Raw genomic sequence first — 14,959 nt, 5'->3', positions numbered from 1 at the left:
GAAACTTCGGCATGAATGTTCGAAAGTTGGGAAATAATTCTCCAAATTCACGTCAACGTCTATTTGAATTTCAATGATATTGTCAAATCACGCTCAATTGAGAAAATTTTTCGATCCGCAGTCATATCAGCCTGGCAACTTCCCTCTGGAGCACCGGCAAGAGGTCTTCCGCGAACCAGGGGTTTCTTTTCAGCCAGGCATTGTTGCGCCAGGACGGGTGCGGCAGCGGCAATATGGCGGGTTTCCCCGGAGCTCTCGCCGCCTCCAGATATCCGCGCCAGCCCGCCACGGTATCCGTCAGCGACGTCTTTCGCGCGCCCCCGAGGTGGTAGGCCTGGGCATACTGACCGATCACCAGAATGAGCTCGAGCTGAGGCATGGCCTCAAACAGACGATCGTGCCACGTCCTTCGGCATTCGGCGCGTGGCGGCAGATCTCCCCCCTTGGCGTCGAGACCGGGAAAGCAAAACCCCATCGGCACGATGGCGAGGCGCCCGGCGTCGTAAAAAACGTCCTCGCCGATGCCCATCCAGTCTCTCAGGCGATCGCCGGAGGGGTCCGTGAACGGGCGGCCGCTTTTGTGAACCCGCGTTCCCGGTGCCTGGCCGCAGACGCAAAGTCTTGCGGTCGAAGACACCTGCAGTACCGGCCTCGGCATGTGCGGCAAGGGTGACTTTTCCGGATCGTCGAGACAGATCCGGCATGCGCGGACAGCCTCCGCGAGTTCTTCGAGCGTTTCGGATTTCGCAAGTTCAGACACGGAGTAACGCCTTGAAACAGCCGGTTAACACTTCCCTTACCACGCTCTTGAGGACGATCTTAAGATTTGGTGAGCCACATTGCGGAAACACGCAGTATCACAATAACGACTTAGACACCCTGCGAGCTGCCTATGGGTTCCCTGGCACCAGATATGGGCGACGACAAATACGCCATCAACCGGCAGCGGGCCATCCGGCGACGGGAAATGGCGCGCTCGGTAAAGGACGTGCGCAGCCGCCTCGGCGCTCCGCGGAACCGGCACACGACCTTCGATCTGGAGCGACAGCACCTTTTCGCCGACACACGCATCAATGCCGCCTTCGCGGTGCCGTTGCTGGCCCTCATCGTGGCGGCCATTTCCGTCTTGTGGGTCAGCCCGGACATCATCGCGGCCTGGTTCGCCGTTACGATCTGCACGCATTTCCTGATGGTGGTGACGAGCCATTCCTACGAGAAGGCCTCGTCCGATCAAAAAAACAAGTCCTGCTGGCGCAGGCGCTTCGCCATGGGCGATTTCATCTACGGCAGCAGCTGGGCCCTGTTTTTCATGCTGCCCATGACGACAGATGCCGGCGACGGGTTCGTGATCTTTCAATTCGCGACGCTATTGATCGTCGTTGCAATGAACACGATGCAGTCGGCGACGCTGCCCAGGTGCCTGCTCGCCAGCACCCTGCCGATGACGCTTGTCGTCACCGTCAGCTTTCTGCGCCAGGCGGATCCGATCCACTACACCCTTGCCGCAATGGCCATCGGCGCGCAGGGTTTCTTTTTCATCCTCGGCAACCAGCTTCTGAAGAACGCCAACACGATGCTGGAATACCGGGCCGACAAGGACCATCTGATCGCCGAGCTGGAAACAGCGAACGCCATGTCGGACGAGGCCCGGCGCAGAGCCGAGGCCGCCAATATCGCAAAGTCCCGCTTTCTGGCCACCATGAGCCACGAGTTGCGCACGCCGCTCAACGCCATCCTCGGCTTTTCCGAAATCATGAAGGATGAAGTGCTCGGGCCCATGCAGAACAACAACTATCAGTCCTATGCGGCGGATATCCACGGCTCGGGGCAACACCTGCTCAATCTGATCAACGAGATCCTCGACCTGTCACGGATCGAAGCCGGCCGGCACGAACTCCACGAAGAAGCGCTGCTCCTGGACGACGTCGTGGAGGAATGCGGCACCATGATGAAGGTACGGGCCAAGGCCAAGTCGATTTCGCTGCATCATGCGCACGAACCGGGTCTCCCCCGTGTCTGGGCGGACGAGCGCGCCTTGCGGCAGGTGGTTCTGAACCTGCTTTCGAACGCGGTGAAATTCACTCCGGCGGGCGGGGATGTGCGCGTCAAGGTGGGATGGACCACGGAAGGCGGTCAGTATGTCTCCATCAAGGATACCGGACCGGGTATTCCCGAAGAGGAAATTCCGATCGTCCTCGAGGCGTTCGGGCAGGGATCTCATGCCATCAAGAGCGCGGAACCGGGAACCGGGCTGGGACTGTCCATCGTGCAGGCGCTCATCGGCATGCATGACGGGCGGTTCTCGCTGAAGTCCACCCTCGGTGAAGGCACGGAAGTCACCGTCTCCCTCCCCGCCTCCCGGAACATGAATTACTCGGAAGGTGTGACGACCGGTTTCGGCAGCAAGGACATGCCGAAGTCAGAGCAGACCCGCTCCGCCTGACCGGCGGAACAAGGGTTTCAGGCCGGCTTTTCCGCAACGCCCGCATCCGCGAATGTCGCCATGCCGGAGTGCATCTCCGCGGCCGCCTTGACGACGCCCGCCGCAAGCGCGGCGCCCGATCCTTCCCCAAGACGCATTCCGAAGTCGAACAGCGCTTTTTTGCCCATGTGCTCCAGAACCCGCGCATGCGCCTGTTCGGCGGAAACGTGAGAGAACAGGCAGTGGTCCAGGCCCGCCGGGTCCATGGCGTAGACGACAGCCGCGGCCGCGGTGGTGACGAACCCGTCCACGACGACCGGCACCCGCTGCAGCCGCGCGGCAACGATCAGTCCTGCCATCGCCGCGATTTCCCGGCCTCCGACCTTCCGCAAGACTTCCAGGGGATCTTTTTCGCCGTTCAGGCGGGCGACGGCCTTTTCGACCGCCTCGCGTTTGCGTGCGAGACCGTCTTCATCGACACCGGTTCCCCGTCCGACCCAGTCTTCGGCCCTGCCGCCGAAGAGGCCGTTGACCACGGCGGCGGCCACCGTCGTGTTGCCGATCCCCATTTCGCCAAGACAGGCCAGATCGATCCCGCCTGCCAGCGCCTCCATCCCGTAGGCCATGGTCGCAGCGCAATTCGCCTCGTCCATCGCATCTTCCACGGTAATACTCGGTGTCGGCATGTCCACGGCAAGATCGAACACCTTGAGACCGATGTCGTAGGCGCGGCAAAGCTGATTGATCGCGGCTCCGCCGGCGGCGAAATTTTCGACCATCTGCCGGTTCACGGCGCTCGGAAATGCCGAAACACCTTCGTCGGCAACGCCATGGGCCGTCGCGAAGATGGCGACCAGAGGCCGTCTGACTTTCGGCGGCGCGTTGCCGGACCAGGCGGCCAGCCATTCGGCGATCTCTTCCAGCCGCCCGAGCGACCCCGCGGGCTTGGTCAATTCGGCATCCCTGGCCCTGACCCTGCCTACAGCTTCCTCGTCCGGCCCCGGCATGGACTTGATCAGATTTCGGATATCGTCGAAAGGAAGCGCGGTCTCGGATAGGGACATGGAATTCAGGTTCCCGGTTTGCCGGACATCTTCGCCGGCGGCTTGGTCTTGATCAGCCGCCGATCTATAACGGGGCCTGGCAAAACTCAAGCGCGGGACCGGCCATATGAGCTCCGAAACGGACCAATCCTTTGAAAACGAAAGAGACTCCGGACCGGACAAAACTTTGGATCAGTTTTCACGGCTGCGTGAAGGCCTGGTTCGGCTTGCGGCGGACACCGCGGCCTGCGTGCGATTCTTCTCTCGCCTGCCCCTGCCGAAAGTCAACCCGGCCGACGATCCCGCAGCCGCACCGGACTTCAATACAGTCGCGCGCGCCACGCCATTGGCAGGTTTCGCGATCGCGCTTCCGGCGGCGGGGATCGGCATGGCGCTCGGGTTTACGCATCTGCCGGCTCTCGCCGTTGCCGCATTGACCGCGGCCACTTTGGCGGCCACCACCGGCGCTCTGCACGAAGACGGCCTGAGCGACGTCGCCGACGGTTTTTTCGGGGGCGGCACCCCTGAGAGGCGGCTCGAGATCATGAAGGACAGCCGTATCGGGGCCTTCGGTGCCCTAGCAGTGGTCCTGACAACGATTTTGCGGGTCGGCCTGCTTGCCGCGCTCTGGCAGCGCTTCGGCCCGGCGGACGCGGCCTTGCTGTTTCTCCTCGGCGAGGCCTTCAGCCGACTGCTTGTCGTCTGGCAATGGCAGCGGCTGCCACTCGCGCGCCCCGACGGACTGGCCGCCCGCTTCGGCAAGCCCGGCGCCGGTACCCTTCGACAGGCGACGCTCCTATCCCTCCCCTTCCTGGTTCCAGCTCTTCTTCTTCTTTCCTTCGGCGCACTTTGCCTGGCCCTGCTGATTGCCGTAGCGGCCGCAAACTTTTGCGGGCGACTGGCCCTGGACAAGACAGGAGGTGTCACCGGCGACGTTCTTGGCGCGATTCAGCAAATCAGCGGACTTGGATTCCTGCTCGGGATGCTTATGGTGCCGTGAGAGGGAAAGACTTGAGGTTGCGTATCACATGGCCGGACACAATTCAGCCGAGGACAGGTTTCGTCTCCGGGTCGGGGCCTTAAGACTGGTAGTTCTGGCCCTGTTTTGCATCGGTGTCAGCGGTTGCGCGAGCCGGCCGGAGTTCGGAACGCTGGCGCTCAGCGACGTTCAGGTCGAAGGCGCAGAAACGCACGACATCATGATCGTGACGACGCGCGCCCGCGATGACCATCCGGACACTTTCTTCAGTGGCGAACGCGCTCCCCAGGTGAACTTTGCCCAGGCTTCCATATCGGTGCCACCTTCCCACAAGGCAGGAGAAATCGAATGGCCTGACAGTCTCCCGGGCGATCCGAAAACCGACTTCGTGGCAAGACGTGCCGGGTATGTTCAGGACAGGGCCGCATTCACGCGGGAGATTAACCAGCGCCTGGCCAAGCTGCCAAAGGGCAAACGGAATATCTTCCTGTTCATTCACGGCTATAACACCCGTTTTCCGGAGGGCCTCTACCGGTTCACCCAGATGGTGCACGACGGAAAACTCGACACGGTGCCGGTCCTCTTCACCTGGGCATCGCGCGGCAAGCTTCAGGACTATCTTTACGATCTGAACAGCGCCGCGATTGCGCGCGGCGCGCTTGAGGAAACCTTCAAGCAGCTCAGCCAGACGAATGCGGACAACATAACCATTCTCGCGCATTCGATGGGAACATGGCTGCTCATGGAAACCGCCAGCCGTTCGGACCGGGCGGATCTGGCCAGTGTGACGCGCAAGATCGACAAGGTCATTCTGGCGGCGCCGGATATCGATATCGACCTGTTCAAGGCACAATTGCGGCGCATCGGCCGGCCGAAAAAACCGTTTATCGTCATTGTGTCGAAAGACGACCGCGCCTTGCGTCTGTCGCGCCGCATTGCCGGCGGGAAGGAGCGCGTCGGCGCCTATTCCAATGACCTGGAACTTGCTGAACTCGGCGCCATCGTTGTCGATGTCACGGACCTGGAATCCCTCGATGGCTCGCATCACTCCAAATTCGCGCAACTTGCGGAGTTCAATTCCGAATTCCGGGACACGCTCGGCCGGTCGAACCTCACCTCGATCGCCGACATGAGCGGGGCTCCGGACCAGGGCAACGATCTGGCCGGCTTCATCGGCAACACGGTCGCCTTGCCCATCAGGATCATCACCGCACCGGTCACACTTGCGACAGGCGGTTCCTGACCGTCCTTGCAGCCCGGTAAACCGCCACTTTCAGTCTTGGCAAAGCCACAATCAACCGCCATATCGACACTATGAAATCACCCTGTGTGAACATCTGTCAGATCGAGCAGACATCCGGACTTTGCACCGGCTGCCTGCGCACGCTCGACGAGATCGCGGGCTGGTCCGGTTTCAGCGACGCAAAGCGCAACGAGGTGCTGGCGGACCTGAACAGACGCCGCGCCGAAACACGCACGAAGGAGAACCGCGTTTGAAGGGAGGCCGGCAAATGCGCGGCCTGATGGCGGTCGTGCTCGTGATCGTCATGGCCGTCATGGCCTTCTATGCCTTTTTCGGCGACCCGACCGACCCGGAGAACGCCAACTTCGACGACAGCGGCCCGCGCATCGTCGCCCTCTCCGCCTTGGCGTTCGTGTTTCTGGCTTCGTTCATCTTCGGTCAACCCAAGATCCGGGAAATCGTCCAGGGAACGTTCTTCTGGGGCGGGCTGGCTCTGCTTCTGGTCGCCGGCTACACCTATCGGGCCGACATCGTGCAGGCCGGCTATCGCGTGCTCGGCGCGCTGGCTCCGGGACTTGCCGTCACCCAGCCGGACGGCACCATCCTGATCGTACGCGACGCCAGTGGCCATTTCGTGCTGGATGGACGCACCAACGGCGCTCAGACGCATTTTCTCCTCGATACCGGCGCCAGCGCGGTGGTGCTGACCCACCGGGACGCCAGCCGGGCGGGATACCGGGACGAGGACCTCTCCTTCACGGTCCCGGTTTCGACCGCGAACGGCCGTGCACTTGTCGCCCCGGTCCGGATCGACACGCTCGCCATCGGTGATCACACGTTGCGCGATGTCCGCGGGTTCGTCGCCCGGGAGGGCAGTCTGGAGTCAAGTCTTTTCGGCATGTCCGCCCTCGACCGGCTGCAAGGCTGGCGCATCGAAGGCGACAAGTTGATCATGTCGCCTTAGGAACGGACTTACGCCCGTTACTCGGCCGCGGCCAGTTCGGCCCCTGACGGGCTCACGGCCGCCAGAGCCCTTTCCACCACTTCGAGCCCGGCACCGGGCTTTATCGCCTCGACGGTGAGGATGCGGCGCCAGGTGCGCGCACCCGGACGGCCATGGAAAAGCCCGAGCATGTGCCGGGTCATGCGGGCAAGCTTGACGCCCTTGCCGAGTTGCTCGTCCAGATAGCTCATATGCGCCCGGACCGCCTGCCAGGGCGTGACATCCGCGGTGTCCTGGCCGTAGAGCCGCCGATCGACCTCCCCCAGGATCTGGGGCGTGTGATAGGCGGCTCGGCCGAACATGACGCCATCAAGCGTTTCAAGATAGGGCTCGGCCTGATCGAGCGTCTCGAGACCGCCGTTGAGGCCAATGAATTTCTCCGGCAGACGGGCTTTCAGACGCAACACCCGGTCATAGTCCAGCGGCGGCACGTCCCGGTTCTCCTTCGGGCTCAAACCCTGTAGCCAGGCCTTGCGCGCATGGACCCAGAGCGCATCCGCGCCCGCTCCGAATGCGGCGTCCGCCATCCGGTCGAGAGCCTCTTCCGGGTTCTGGTCGTCCACACCGATCCGGCATTTCACCGTGACCGGCACGGATATCGCTGCCTTCATCGCTTCCACACAGGCCGCGACCGTCTCCGGTTCCCGCATGAGGCAGGCACCGAACCGCCCGGACTGCACACGGTCGGACGGGCAACCGACATTGATATTGACCTCGTCGTAGCCGAAACCCTCGACGATCCGCGCCGCCTCGGCCATGTCCTGCGGCTCCGATCCGCCAAGCTGACAGGCAATCGGATGCTCCGGTTCCGAGAAGCCGAGCAGATGCTCCCGGTCGCCGTGGATCACGGCACCGGTGGTGACCATCTCCGTGTAAAGCAGCGCCTGACTGGAGAGCTGCCGGTGGAAAGCACGGCAGTGACGGTCTGTCCACTCCATCATGGGCGCCACGGACAGGCGGGAAGCCAATGATAAATCTTGTTTTTTAATTTTATCAGTCACTTGTATGCGCCTCACCTTCGTCTCGTTCCGGCCTATTCTGTACCAAATACGCCGATTTCGACGCTGGACTTGGTACAATGTACCAAGTAGGATTCCCATGTACCAAGTCAGGAGGCCATCATGGGCTCGATCAGTATACGCAAGCGAAAGGATGGCAGCAGCAGCTACCTTGCGCGCGTGCGAGTGATGCGAGAAGGAACCTCCTATCATGAGACGAAGACCTTTGACAGACGCCCTGCCGCAACCGCCTGGATAAAGAAGCGCGAGAAAGAGCTAGCAAAACCTGGTGCCTTGGAGGAGTTGAACGTATATGATCCCCCGTTGTCCAAAGCGATTGAGCGCTACACCGAAGAATCGGTGAAGGACATCGGTCGCACAAAGGCGCAGGTCCTCAGGACCATCGCCACCTACCCGATCGCCGATCTGCCCTGTTCCACCATCAAATCGAAGGATATCATCGAGTTCCTTCAGTCACTGCCCGGGCAACCGCAAACCGTCGGGAACTACGCGAGCCATCTCGCCTCCATATTCGCGATAGCTCGACCGATGTGGGACTTCCGACTGGATGACCGGGAGATGAGAGACGCGATCACCGTCGCGCGCCGTATGGGGATCATCTCCCGTTCGGCGCAGCGGAACCGCAGACCTACCCTCGATGAACTCGACCGACTGCTGGCTCATTTCATTGATCGGCGTCAGAGAATCCCTCAGGCCATGCCTATGCACAAGGTGATCATTTTCGCTCTTTTCTCAACCCGCCGCCAGGCAGAGATCACCCGTCTCACCTGGGATGATTTCCAGAAGAAGCACAAACGCATTCTAGTCCGTGACATGAAGCATCCCGGCGAAAAGCTCGGCAACGACACCTGGGTCGATCTGCCCGAGGAGGCCATTCGGATCATCGGCAGCATGCGCAAGAGCAAGGCTGAGATCTTCCCTTACTCACCGGACGCAATCACGGCCAACTTCACCCGCGCTTGCAAGCTGCTTGGAATCGAGGATCTGCACTTTCACGATCTGCGCCACGAAGGAATTTCTCGGTTGTTCGAGATGGCTTGGAGTATTCCCCATGTCGCAGCAGTCAGCGGACACAGGTCGTGGGTAAGCCTGAAACGCTATACGCACATCCGGGAAACAGGTGACAAATTTGCAGACTGGCCGGGCCTGCAACTTACGATCGACGGAGACTGAGCCGGCCAGCCCTGCTCGGAGTTTGCCGGCCCAACCTTTTGAAAAAGAATAAAATAAGCCAAACCCCAAGCGAGCTGTTTTCTGATCGTCAATGTATCGTCTCTTACTGGAGCGTGCAAACAACGATGCTTCAGATTGGTCGACCGCCAAATTTCCAAACTCGCTGTTTAACGTAACTCATTTGCGCCTTTTTCACGCAGTCGTCGGCCTTAGTCAAAACGCGGACGCGGGTCAGGCTGAAGTCGAGAACCAAGTCTATCAGCGCACATTTCTTCGTCCCTAGGTCGAAGACGATATTCCCTGGGTCGAAGACGATATATTGGCAGCTCCTTGAAGCTACATCGTAGAAACCAAAGACATCCGGGCATCCGGGTCCACGGGATGCGCTTTTTGAATGTACGATAGTTACCTAGTCCGTTTTTCGATCATTCTATTGCTTTGACCGGTTTGGCAAGCGCGTTCCAGGCGTCATACTGGGACAGGAAAACTCCTCCGTTGAGATGGCTGAGGAAGTGCGTGGTCTTAAGGCGATCCATCAACGGCCCCTTCACTTCCGAGAGGTGCAGCCCGACACCCAGGTCCGTGAGCCTGTGATTGATCGCCTCCAGGCTCTCGAGAGCCGAGTAATCGATCTCGTTCACCGCGGAACACATGAGGATCACGTGACGCAGCGTGGCGCCGTCGATCACGCGGTCCTGGATCAGATCCTCTAGGAACCGGGCGTTCACGAAGTAGAGGCTCTCGTCCACGCGCAGAGCAAGTACCTCGGGATCAATCTCGACGCTGTGCCGATTGATATTGCGGAAATGGTTGGTGCCCGGAACGAGACCGACCTCGGCCACATGGGGCTTCGACGTCTTGTAAAGGTGTAGCGCGATGGAAAGGATCACACCGGAGGCGACCCCAATCTCAACGCCCAAGGTCAGCGTCAAGAGAATCGTAGCGGCGACCGCGGTGAAGTCGGCGCGCGAATAGGACCACGTCTTCCGCAGGATCGAGAAATCGACAAGGCTGAGAACGGCGACGACGATGGTGGCGGCCAGCGTCGCGTTGGGCAGATAGTAGACCAGCGGCGTCAACGCGAGCGCGGCAATGGCAAGGCCGAAGGCCGTGAAAGCGCCCGCCGCAGGTGTCTCGGCGCCAGCATCGAAGTTCACAACCGAGCGCGCGAAACCGCCGGTGACCGGATAGCCGCCGGTGAAGGCCGCGCCGAGATTGGCGGCGCCGAGGCCGATGAGCTCCTGGTTCGGATCGATGCGCTGACGCTTCTTGGCGGCGAGCGTCTGCGCGACGGAAATGGATTCCACGAAGCCGATGATGGAAATCAGGATTGCCGGGATCGCCAATTGGCGGATCAGGTCCGGCGCGAAACCCGGAAGAGTCAGCGGCGTCAGGGCCTGCGGCACCTCGCCCACGATGGAGACGCCGCGGCCTTCGAGACCAAAGGCCCATACCGCGAGCGTCGTCACCACGACCGCTGCCACCGGCCCAGCCTTGGTGACAATGTCGGCTAGAAGGAGACCTGCGCCCATCCTGCGCAGGAGTGGCTTCAGGCCCTTGCGCACCCAGAACAGAAATGCAGTCGCCGCGACGCCGATGACCACCGTTATCGGATTGATCTGCCCCAGGTTTGAAACAAGCGCACCGACCATCTCGATCAGCGTGTGGCCGCTCGCCTCGATCCCGAGGATATGCTTGAGCTGGCTCGTCGCGATCAGAATGCCGGAGGCCGTGACGAACCCCGCGATCACCGGATGGCTCAGGAAATTTGCCAGAAACCCCAGACGGAAGACGCCGAGCAGCAACAGGAAGCTCCCGGAAAGACCCGCGAGCGTCAGCGCGGCGACGGCATAGCCCGCTGTGCCCTGCTCGGCGACCTGACCGACGGCGGAGGCTGTCAGAAGCGAGACCACTGCCACAGGCCCCACCGCGAGCGCGCGGGAGGTGCCGAAAACCGCGTAGAGGAGGATAGGTGCTATAGAGGCGTAGATCCCCGCCTCTGGCGGCAAGCCTGCCAGAAGCGCATAGGCAAGCGACTGCGGAATCAGCATTATGGTCACGATCACCGCCGCGACGAGATCTTTCGTCAGCGCCGATCGATCATACTGCCGGCCCCATGTAAGGATCGGCAGATAACGCGCAAATCGTGGCTTCATTGAGTTCTCTCAGCATTGTGGGAGCGGGGCGCAGCCTGTGCGCCCCGCTCGCGAACGCGCGGTCGGCGGGAGGAGATGCCTGCGCGCCGTTCGTTTATTCTGCCGCGGTTTCGAGCTTTTCGGGCTTTGCCATCCATTCGCGCCCGCGAAGCATCGCTTGCCAGTAGATCGGCGGCAGCATCTTTTCCTTCAGGAACCACGCGGCCCGGCTTGGCTGCGTTCCGTCGAGCATGAAGGCCGGGAAGCTTGGCTTCACCGCCCCTCCGTAGCCGAACTCCGCGAGCACGATCTTGCCGCGCTCGACCGTCAGAGGGCACGAGCCGTAGCCGTCGTATTGTGCCACGGCCGAGCGTCCGGCGATGTCGGCGACGATGTTGTCTGCCACCGTGGGCGCCTGTTTGCGCGCCGCCGCCGCCGTTTTTGCGTTGGGCGCGTTCATCACGTCGCCAAGAGCCCAGATATTGTCGAAGCTCTTGTGGCGCAGCGTCGCCTGGTCAACGTCGACCCAGCCCGCCGGATCGGAGAGCGGCGAGACGCGAATGAAGTCCGGCGCCGTCTGCGGCGGGCAGACATGCATCATGTCGAACTCCATCTCAACACGCCGTGGTTCCTTCTCGGGTTCTTTGACCTCGAAGGTGGCCGTCTTCGCTGGCCCGTCGACCGCCACGAGATTGTGGAAGAAATCAAGCGTCGCATCATATTTCTTTACGTATTCCATCAATGCTGGCACGTAGTCCTTCACGCCGAAAAGCACGCCGCCCGCGTTGCAGAAGTGGATGTCGATGTCCTTCAGGCGACCGGACCGATTCCAGTGGTCGGCCGAGAGATACATCGCCTTCTGCGGTGCGCCGGCGCATTTGATCGGCATCGGCGGCTGGGTAAAGAGCGCGGTCCCGCCGCGCATCTCCTGCACCAGTTGCCAGGTATAGGGCGCAAGGTCGTAGCGATAGTTCGAGGTCACCCCGTTCCAGCCGAGCGTGTCGACAAGACCGTCGATCTTGCGCCAGTCGAGCTTGAGACCAGGACAGACGATGAGGCGATCATATTTCACGACGCGGCAACCATCGAGAATGACCGCGTTGTTCTGCGGCTCGAAGGCCGCGACTGCGGCCTTGATCCACTTGATCCCTTTCGGGATCAGGCTGCCCATTGTTTTGGCGGTTTCTTGTGCCTCGAATATTCCACCCCCGACCATCGTCCAGCCGGGCTGGTAATAGTGAATTTCGGCGGGATCGATGATCGCGATCTCGAGGCCTGGCTTGCGCGACTTGAGGCTTGCCGCGACCGCGATGCCACCAGCACCCGCGCCGACGATGACCACCTTGTAGTGAGCATCGCCAGTGTTGGTCGGGGTCTTGCCGCCGTTGGCTATCCGGCGCGCAACGCCGTTCATGTCGTAGCCTGCCGCCTTCGTCATGGAGAGGATCTCAGGCACGGGCCGCTTTTTCGACTCGTGCAGCGACCAGAGTGTCGCCGAGCGTGTCCCAGTCCGGCAATAGGCCAGCACAGGGCGTTGCACCTCGGTCAGTGCCTGGCCAAAGTCGGCAACGTCCTCATCGGTCACCATACCCGACGCAACCGGGACATAGCGTGTCTCGATCCCTTCGGCCTTGGCAGCGACCTCGATCTCTTCGTAGCTCGGTTGATCCGCGCCCTCCCCATCGGGGCGGTTGCAGATGATCGCGCGATAGCCTGCCGCCTTGATTGCGGCCATGTCCATGGCTTCGATCTGCGGGGACACCGTGACCTTCGGTGAGATTTTCTTCAGTTCCATCGTTGCATTCCTCCCGGTTGGTTTCGATCAAAGGCCGTTGATAGGCACTTTGAGCGTAGGATTGCCGTCCTTGTCTGTCGGCACCTCACCCGCGCGCATGTTCACTTGCAGCGACGGAATGATAAGCCGGGGCATTGCCAAGATCGCATCCCGCTCGGTGCGAAACTTGACGAAATCCTCTTTCGTCTTGCCGCCGCCAACATGGATGTTGTGGGCCTTCTCGTTGCCGACCGTGGTCTCCCACTGTATGTCGCGCCCGTTGGGCCCGTAATCGTGGCACATGAGCAGCCGCATCTCATCAGGCAGGGCCAGGACTTTCTGGATTGAATCGTAGAGTGTCGCCGCATCGCCGCCTGGAAAATCCGCACGCGCCGAGCCCCCGTCGGGCATGAACAGCGTGTCGCCCACGAAAGCCGCATTGCCCATCACATGCACCATGCAGGCCGGGGTGTGGCCGGGCGTGTAGATGGCGAATGCCGGCAGGTTGCCGATCATGTAGCTGTCGCCGTCCTCGAACAGACGGTCGAACTGGCTGCCGTCGCGCTGGAATTCGGTGCCTTCGTTGAAGACCTTTCCGAACGTGTCCTGCACGACCATGATTTTCGATCCGATGCCGATCTTCCCGCCCAGCTTCTGCTGTATGTATGGGGCTGCCGACAGGTGATCGGCATGGACATGCGTCTCGATGATCCACTCGAGTTTGAGGCTCTGCGCCTTGATCTGTCGGATCAGTTCGTCCGCGTGATCGTAGGTGATCCGGCCGGCCGCGTAGTCGATGTCCATGACGCTATCGACGATGGCGCAAGCCGACGAGGATGGGTCCTTGACGATGTAGCTGATCGTGTTCGTGGCCCCGTCAAAGAAGGCCTGAACCTCGGGTTTGATAGTCATGTCCACGGGATAGGTCATGGTTTTCTCTCCTGCAGTGGTGCGGTGGATCAGGATGCTGCGCGCGGTTGCCCGAGTGGCGCGACGACGCGGCGAAGCCAAAAGCCGAGGATGACGGCGGCCAGGAACAAGGCGACTTCCCAGCGTCCGGTACCGAGGGCCGGAATGGCCGCGCCGGGACAGAAGCCAGCGATGCCCCAGCCGATGCCGAACAAGGCCGACCCACCGACGAGCTTCATGTCGATGTCGGTTCCGGTGGGAACCTGGAAACGTCCGCCGAAGAGCGGGGCATTGCGCCGCCATGCCAGTCGGTAGCCGATCGTCGCCACGACCAGCGCGCCGCCCATGACGAAAGCTAGGCTCGGGTCCCAGCTGCCCGCGACGTCGAAGAAGTTGAGAACTTTGGCCGGGTCCATCATGCCCGAGAGGGCGATGCCGGTGCCAAAGACGATACCCGAGAAAAGTGCAAAGATGAGTTTCATGGATCAGCCTCCGAACACGTGACGGACGAGGAAGACGGTGATTGTGGCCGTTGCCATGAAGACGGGCACAGCGACCAGCGAACGGACGGACAGACGCGATAGCCCGCAGACCCCGTGTCCCGACGTGCAGCCGGAGCTGAGACTGGCGCCTAGCCCCACGATGACACCGCCTACGGCGATCATGGCCGGATTGACTGGAACCGTCAGCGCCGGCATGGTGCCGGAAACAGTGAAGATCAGGACTGGGGCCAGAACCATTCCAAGGAGGAGAGCCACCCGCCAGCTCACTTCCTCCCGGCTCTCCGCAAAGATCGCCCCCGACAACACACCGGTCGCGCCGAAGATCCGGCCGAGCCCGAGCATCAGAAGGACCACGCCTAGACCTATAAGCAGTCCGCCACCGAAGGATGTGGCGGGCGTAAACGCCGTATCCATCCTCAACACTCCCGGCATGTCTTGACGCCGAAAATCGCGTAGAGAGGGCATAACCTCGTCACCGACGTCACGAACATGACGATGCCGATGACGGTTGCACCAAACTTGCTCAGCGGCCCGGCGAAGAATTGGATACCGCTGAGGAAGGCGAGATAGAGCAAGGCCAGTCCGAGCGCGGCGCGCAGGATCCGGTCAAGGGTTCCGACATTGGTTGTCACGGCGTTCTCCTGACTTGGAAGTTCACCATGACGTATAACTTTGACGACATCGCTTCAGTGATATTGTCACCGAGCGCCAATTTTCTTCAGCGATCCTCTATGCCCTGTCGGTAAGCGCCCCCAG

Annotated in this window: 15 protein-coding genes; 6 read left to right on the top strand and 9 right to left on the bottom strand. The window is 61.3% G+C overall.

Features of this window, described 5'->3' with window-relative positions; all coding sequences use genetic code 11:
• Positions 1-121: 121 nt before the first annotated feature.
• Positions 122-760 carry a uracil-DNA glycosylase family protein gene (locus JF539_RS07960; RefSeq protein WP_328809213.1) on the bottom strand — a complete coding sequence of 213 codons (639 nt, stop codon included), beginning with the start codon at positions 758-760 and terminating at the stop codon, positions 122-124.
• Between the two features lie 132 nt (positions 761-892).
• Between JF539_RS07960 and JF539_RS07955 the strand changes: the two genes are divergently transcribed.
• Positions 893-2,443 carry a sensor histidine kinase gene (locus JF539_RS07955; RefSeq protein ID WP_207139766.1) on the top strand — a complete coding sequence of 517 codons (1,551 nt, stop codon included), beginning with the start codon at positions 893-895 and terminating at the stop codon, positions 2,441-2,443.
• 17 nt (positions 2,444-2,460) lie between these two features.
• Here the strand turns inward: JF539_RS07955 and cobT are convergent, their stop codons facing one another.
• Positions 2,461-3,486 (bottom strand): nicotinate-nucleotide--dimethylbenzimidazole phosphoribosyltransferase, encoded by a 1,026-nt coding sequence (cobT, locus tag JF539_RS07950; RefSeq protein ID WP_207139765.1) that lies wholly within the window; start codon positions 3,484-3,486, stop codon positions 2,461-2,463.
• A gap of 166 nt (positions 3,487-3,652) precedes the next feature.
• Here cobT and JF539_RS07945 point away from each other — a divergent pair, with 166 nt between their 5' ends.
• The 4 genes from JF539_RS07945 to JF539_RS07930 all read left to right on the top strand — a co-directional run bounded on the left by JF539_RS07945 (position 3,653) and on the right by JF539_RS07930 (position 6,651).
• Positions 3,653-4,465: an adenosylcobinamide-GDP ribazoletransferase gene (locus JF539_RS07945; RefSeq protein ID WP_209017042.1), complete on the top strand. Its 813-nt coding sequence runs from the start codon at positions 3,653-3,655 to the stop codon at positions 4,463-4,465.
• Between the two features lie 28 nt (positions 4,466-4,493).
• Positions 4,494-5,687 carry an alpha/beta hydrolase gene (locus JF539_RS07940; protein WP_207139763.1) on the top strand — a complete coding sequence of 398 codons (1,194 nt, stop codon included), beginning with the start codon at positions 4,494-4,496 and terminating at the stop codon, positions 5,685-5,687.
• Between the two features lie 86 nt (positions 5,688-5,773).
• On the top strand, positions 5,774-5,941 hold the full coding sequence (locus JF539_RS07935; protein WP_328809212.1) for a DUF1289 domain-containing protein: 168 nt from the start codon (positions 5,774-5,776) through the stop codon (positions 5,939-5,941).
• A gap of 14 nt (positions 5,942-5,955) precedes the next feature.
• Entirely contained in the window at positions 5,956-6,651 is a 696-nt protein-coding gene (locus tag JF539_RS07930; RefSeq protein ID WP_207139761.1) for a retropepsin-like aspartic protease family protein, read from the top strand.
• Positions 6,652-6,668: 17 nt separating this feature from the next.
• On the opposite strand, the gene dusA is transcribed toward JF539_RS07930, so the two are convergent.
• Positions 6,669-7,691, bottom strand: coding sequence for a tRNA dihydrouridine(20/20a) synthase DusA (dusA, locus tag JF539_RS07925; RefSeq protein WP_419247666.1), 1,023 nt, complete (start codon positions 7,689-7,691; stop codon positions 6,669-6,671).
• A 120-nt stretch (positions 7,692-7,811) separates the two neighbouring features.
• On the opposite strand from dusA, the gene JF539_RS07920 reads away from it, so the two are divergent.
• Positions 7,812-8,882, top strand: coding sequence for a site-specific integrase (locus JF539_RS07920; protein ID WP_209017041.1), 1,071 nt, complete (start codon positions 7,812-7,814; stop codon positions 8,880-8,882).
• Positions 8,883-9,307: 425 nt separating this feature from the next.
• Here JF539_RS07920 and JF539_RS07915 read toward each other — a convergent pair whose 3' ends face one another.
• From JF539_RS07915 to JF539_RS07890, 6 genes are all read right to left on the bottom strand, one after another.
• Positions 9,308-11,038: a SulP family inorganic anion transporter gene (locus tag JF539_RS07915; RefSeq protein ID WP_207139759.1), complete on the bottom strand. Its 1,731-nt coding sequence runs from the start codon at positions 11,036-11,038 to the stop codon at positions 9,308-9,310.
• Between the two features lie 94 nt (positions 11,039-11,132).
• Entirely contained in the window at positions 11,133-12,812 is a 1,680-nt protein-coding gene (locus JF539_RS07910) for a bifunctional protein tyrosine phosphatase family protein/NAD(P)/FAD-dependent oxidoreductase (RefSeq protein ID WP_207139758.1), read from the bottom strand.
• A 27-nt stretch (positions 12,813-12,839) separates the two neighbouring features.
• The gene (locus JF539_RS07905) at positions 12,840-13,721 is read right to left on the bottom strand and encodes an MBL fold metallo-hydrolase (protein WP_207139757.1); all 882 of its coding nucleotides are present in this window, start codon (positions 13,719-13,721) and stop codon (positions 12,840-12,842) included.
• 29 nt (positions 13,722-13,750) lie between these two features.
• The gene (locus tag JF539_RS07900) at positions 13,751-14,182 is read right to left on the bottom strand and encodes a DUF6691 family protein (RefSeq protein ID WP_207139756.1); all 432 of its coding nucleotides are present in this window, start codon (positions 14,180-14,182) and stop codon (positions 13,751-13,753) included.
• 3 nt (positions 14,183-14,185) lie between these two features.
• Positions 14,186-14,617: a YeeE/YedE family protein gene (locus tag JF539_RS07895; RefSeq protein ID WP_207139755.1), complete on the bottom strand. Its 432-nt coding sequence runs from the start codon at positions 14,615-14,617 to the stop codon at positions 14,186-14,188.
• A gap of 2 nt (positions 14,618-14,619) precedes the next feature.
• Entirely contained in the window at positions 14,620-14,835 is a 216-nt protein-coding gene (locus JF539_RS07890; protein ID WP_207139754.1) for a YgaP family membrane protein, read from the bottom strand.
• Positions 14,836-14,959 lie beyond the last annotated feature (124 nt).

Origin of the sequence: Roseibium aggregatum (assembly GCF_017309185.1) — a bacterium.
In the GTDB taxonomy this organism is placed as follows: domain Bacteria; phylum Pseudomonadota; class Alphaproteobacteria; order Rhizobiales; family Stappiaceae; genus Roseibium; species Roseibium aggregatum_B.
This window is presented reverse-complemented; position numbering and strand designations above follow the sequence as displayed.

What these genes read in the sequence shown, in the direction of transcription:
- JF539_RS07920 (WP_209017041.1), top strand. Translation starts at nt 7,812, where the DNA reads ATGGGCTCGATCAGTATACGCAAGCGAAAGGATGGCAGCAGCAGCTAC.
- JF539_RS07955 (WP_207139766.1), top strand. Translation starts at nt 893, where the DNA reads ATGGGTTCCCTGGCACCAGATATGGGCGACGACAAATACGCCATCAAC.
- JF539_RS07910 (WP_207139758.1), bottom strand. Translation starts at nt 12,812, where the DNA reads ATGGAACTGAAGAAAATCTCACCGAAGGTCACGGTGTCCCCGCAGATC.
- JF539_RS07900 (WP_207139756.1), bottom strand. Translation starts at nt 14,182, where the DNA reads ATGAAACTCATCTTTGCACTTTTCTCGGGTATCGTCTTTGGCACCGGC.
- JF539_RS07895 (WP_207139755.1), bottom strand. Translation starts at nt 14,617, where the DNA reads ATGGATACGGCGTTTACGCCCGCCACATCCTTCGGTGGCGGACTGCTT.
- JF539_RS07930 (WP_207139761.1), top strand. Translation starts at nt 5,956, where the DNA reads ATGCGCGGCCTGATGGCGGTCGTGCTCGTGATCGTCATGGCCGTCATG.
- cobT (WP_207139765.1), bottom strand. Translation starts at nt 3,486, where the DNA reads ATGTCCCTATCCGAGACCGCGCTTCCTTTCGACGATATCCGAAATCTG.
- JF539_RS07940 (WP_207139763.1), top strand. Translation starts at nt 4,494, where the DNA reads ATGGCCGGACACAATTCAGCCGAGGACAGGTTTCGTCTCCGGGTCGGG.
- JF539_RS07915 (WP_207139759.1), bottom strand. Translation starts at nt 11,038, where the DNA reads ATGAAGCCACGATTTGCGCGTTATCTGCCGATCCTTACATGGGGCCGG.
- JF539_RS07905 (WP_207139757.1), bottom strand. Translation starts at nt 13,721, where the DNA reads ATGACCTATCCCGTGGACATGACTATCAAACCCGAGGTTCAGGCCTTC.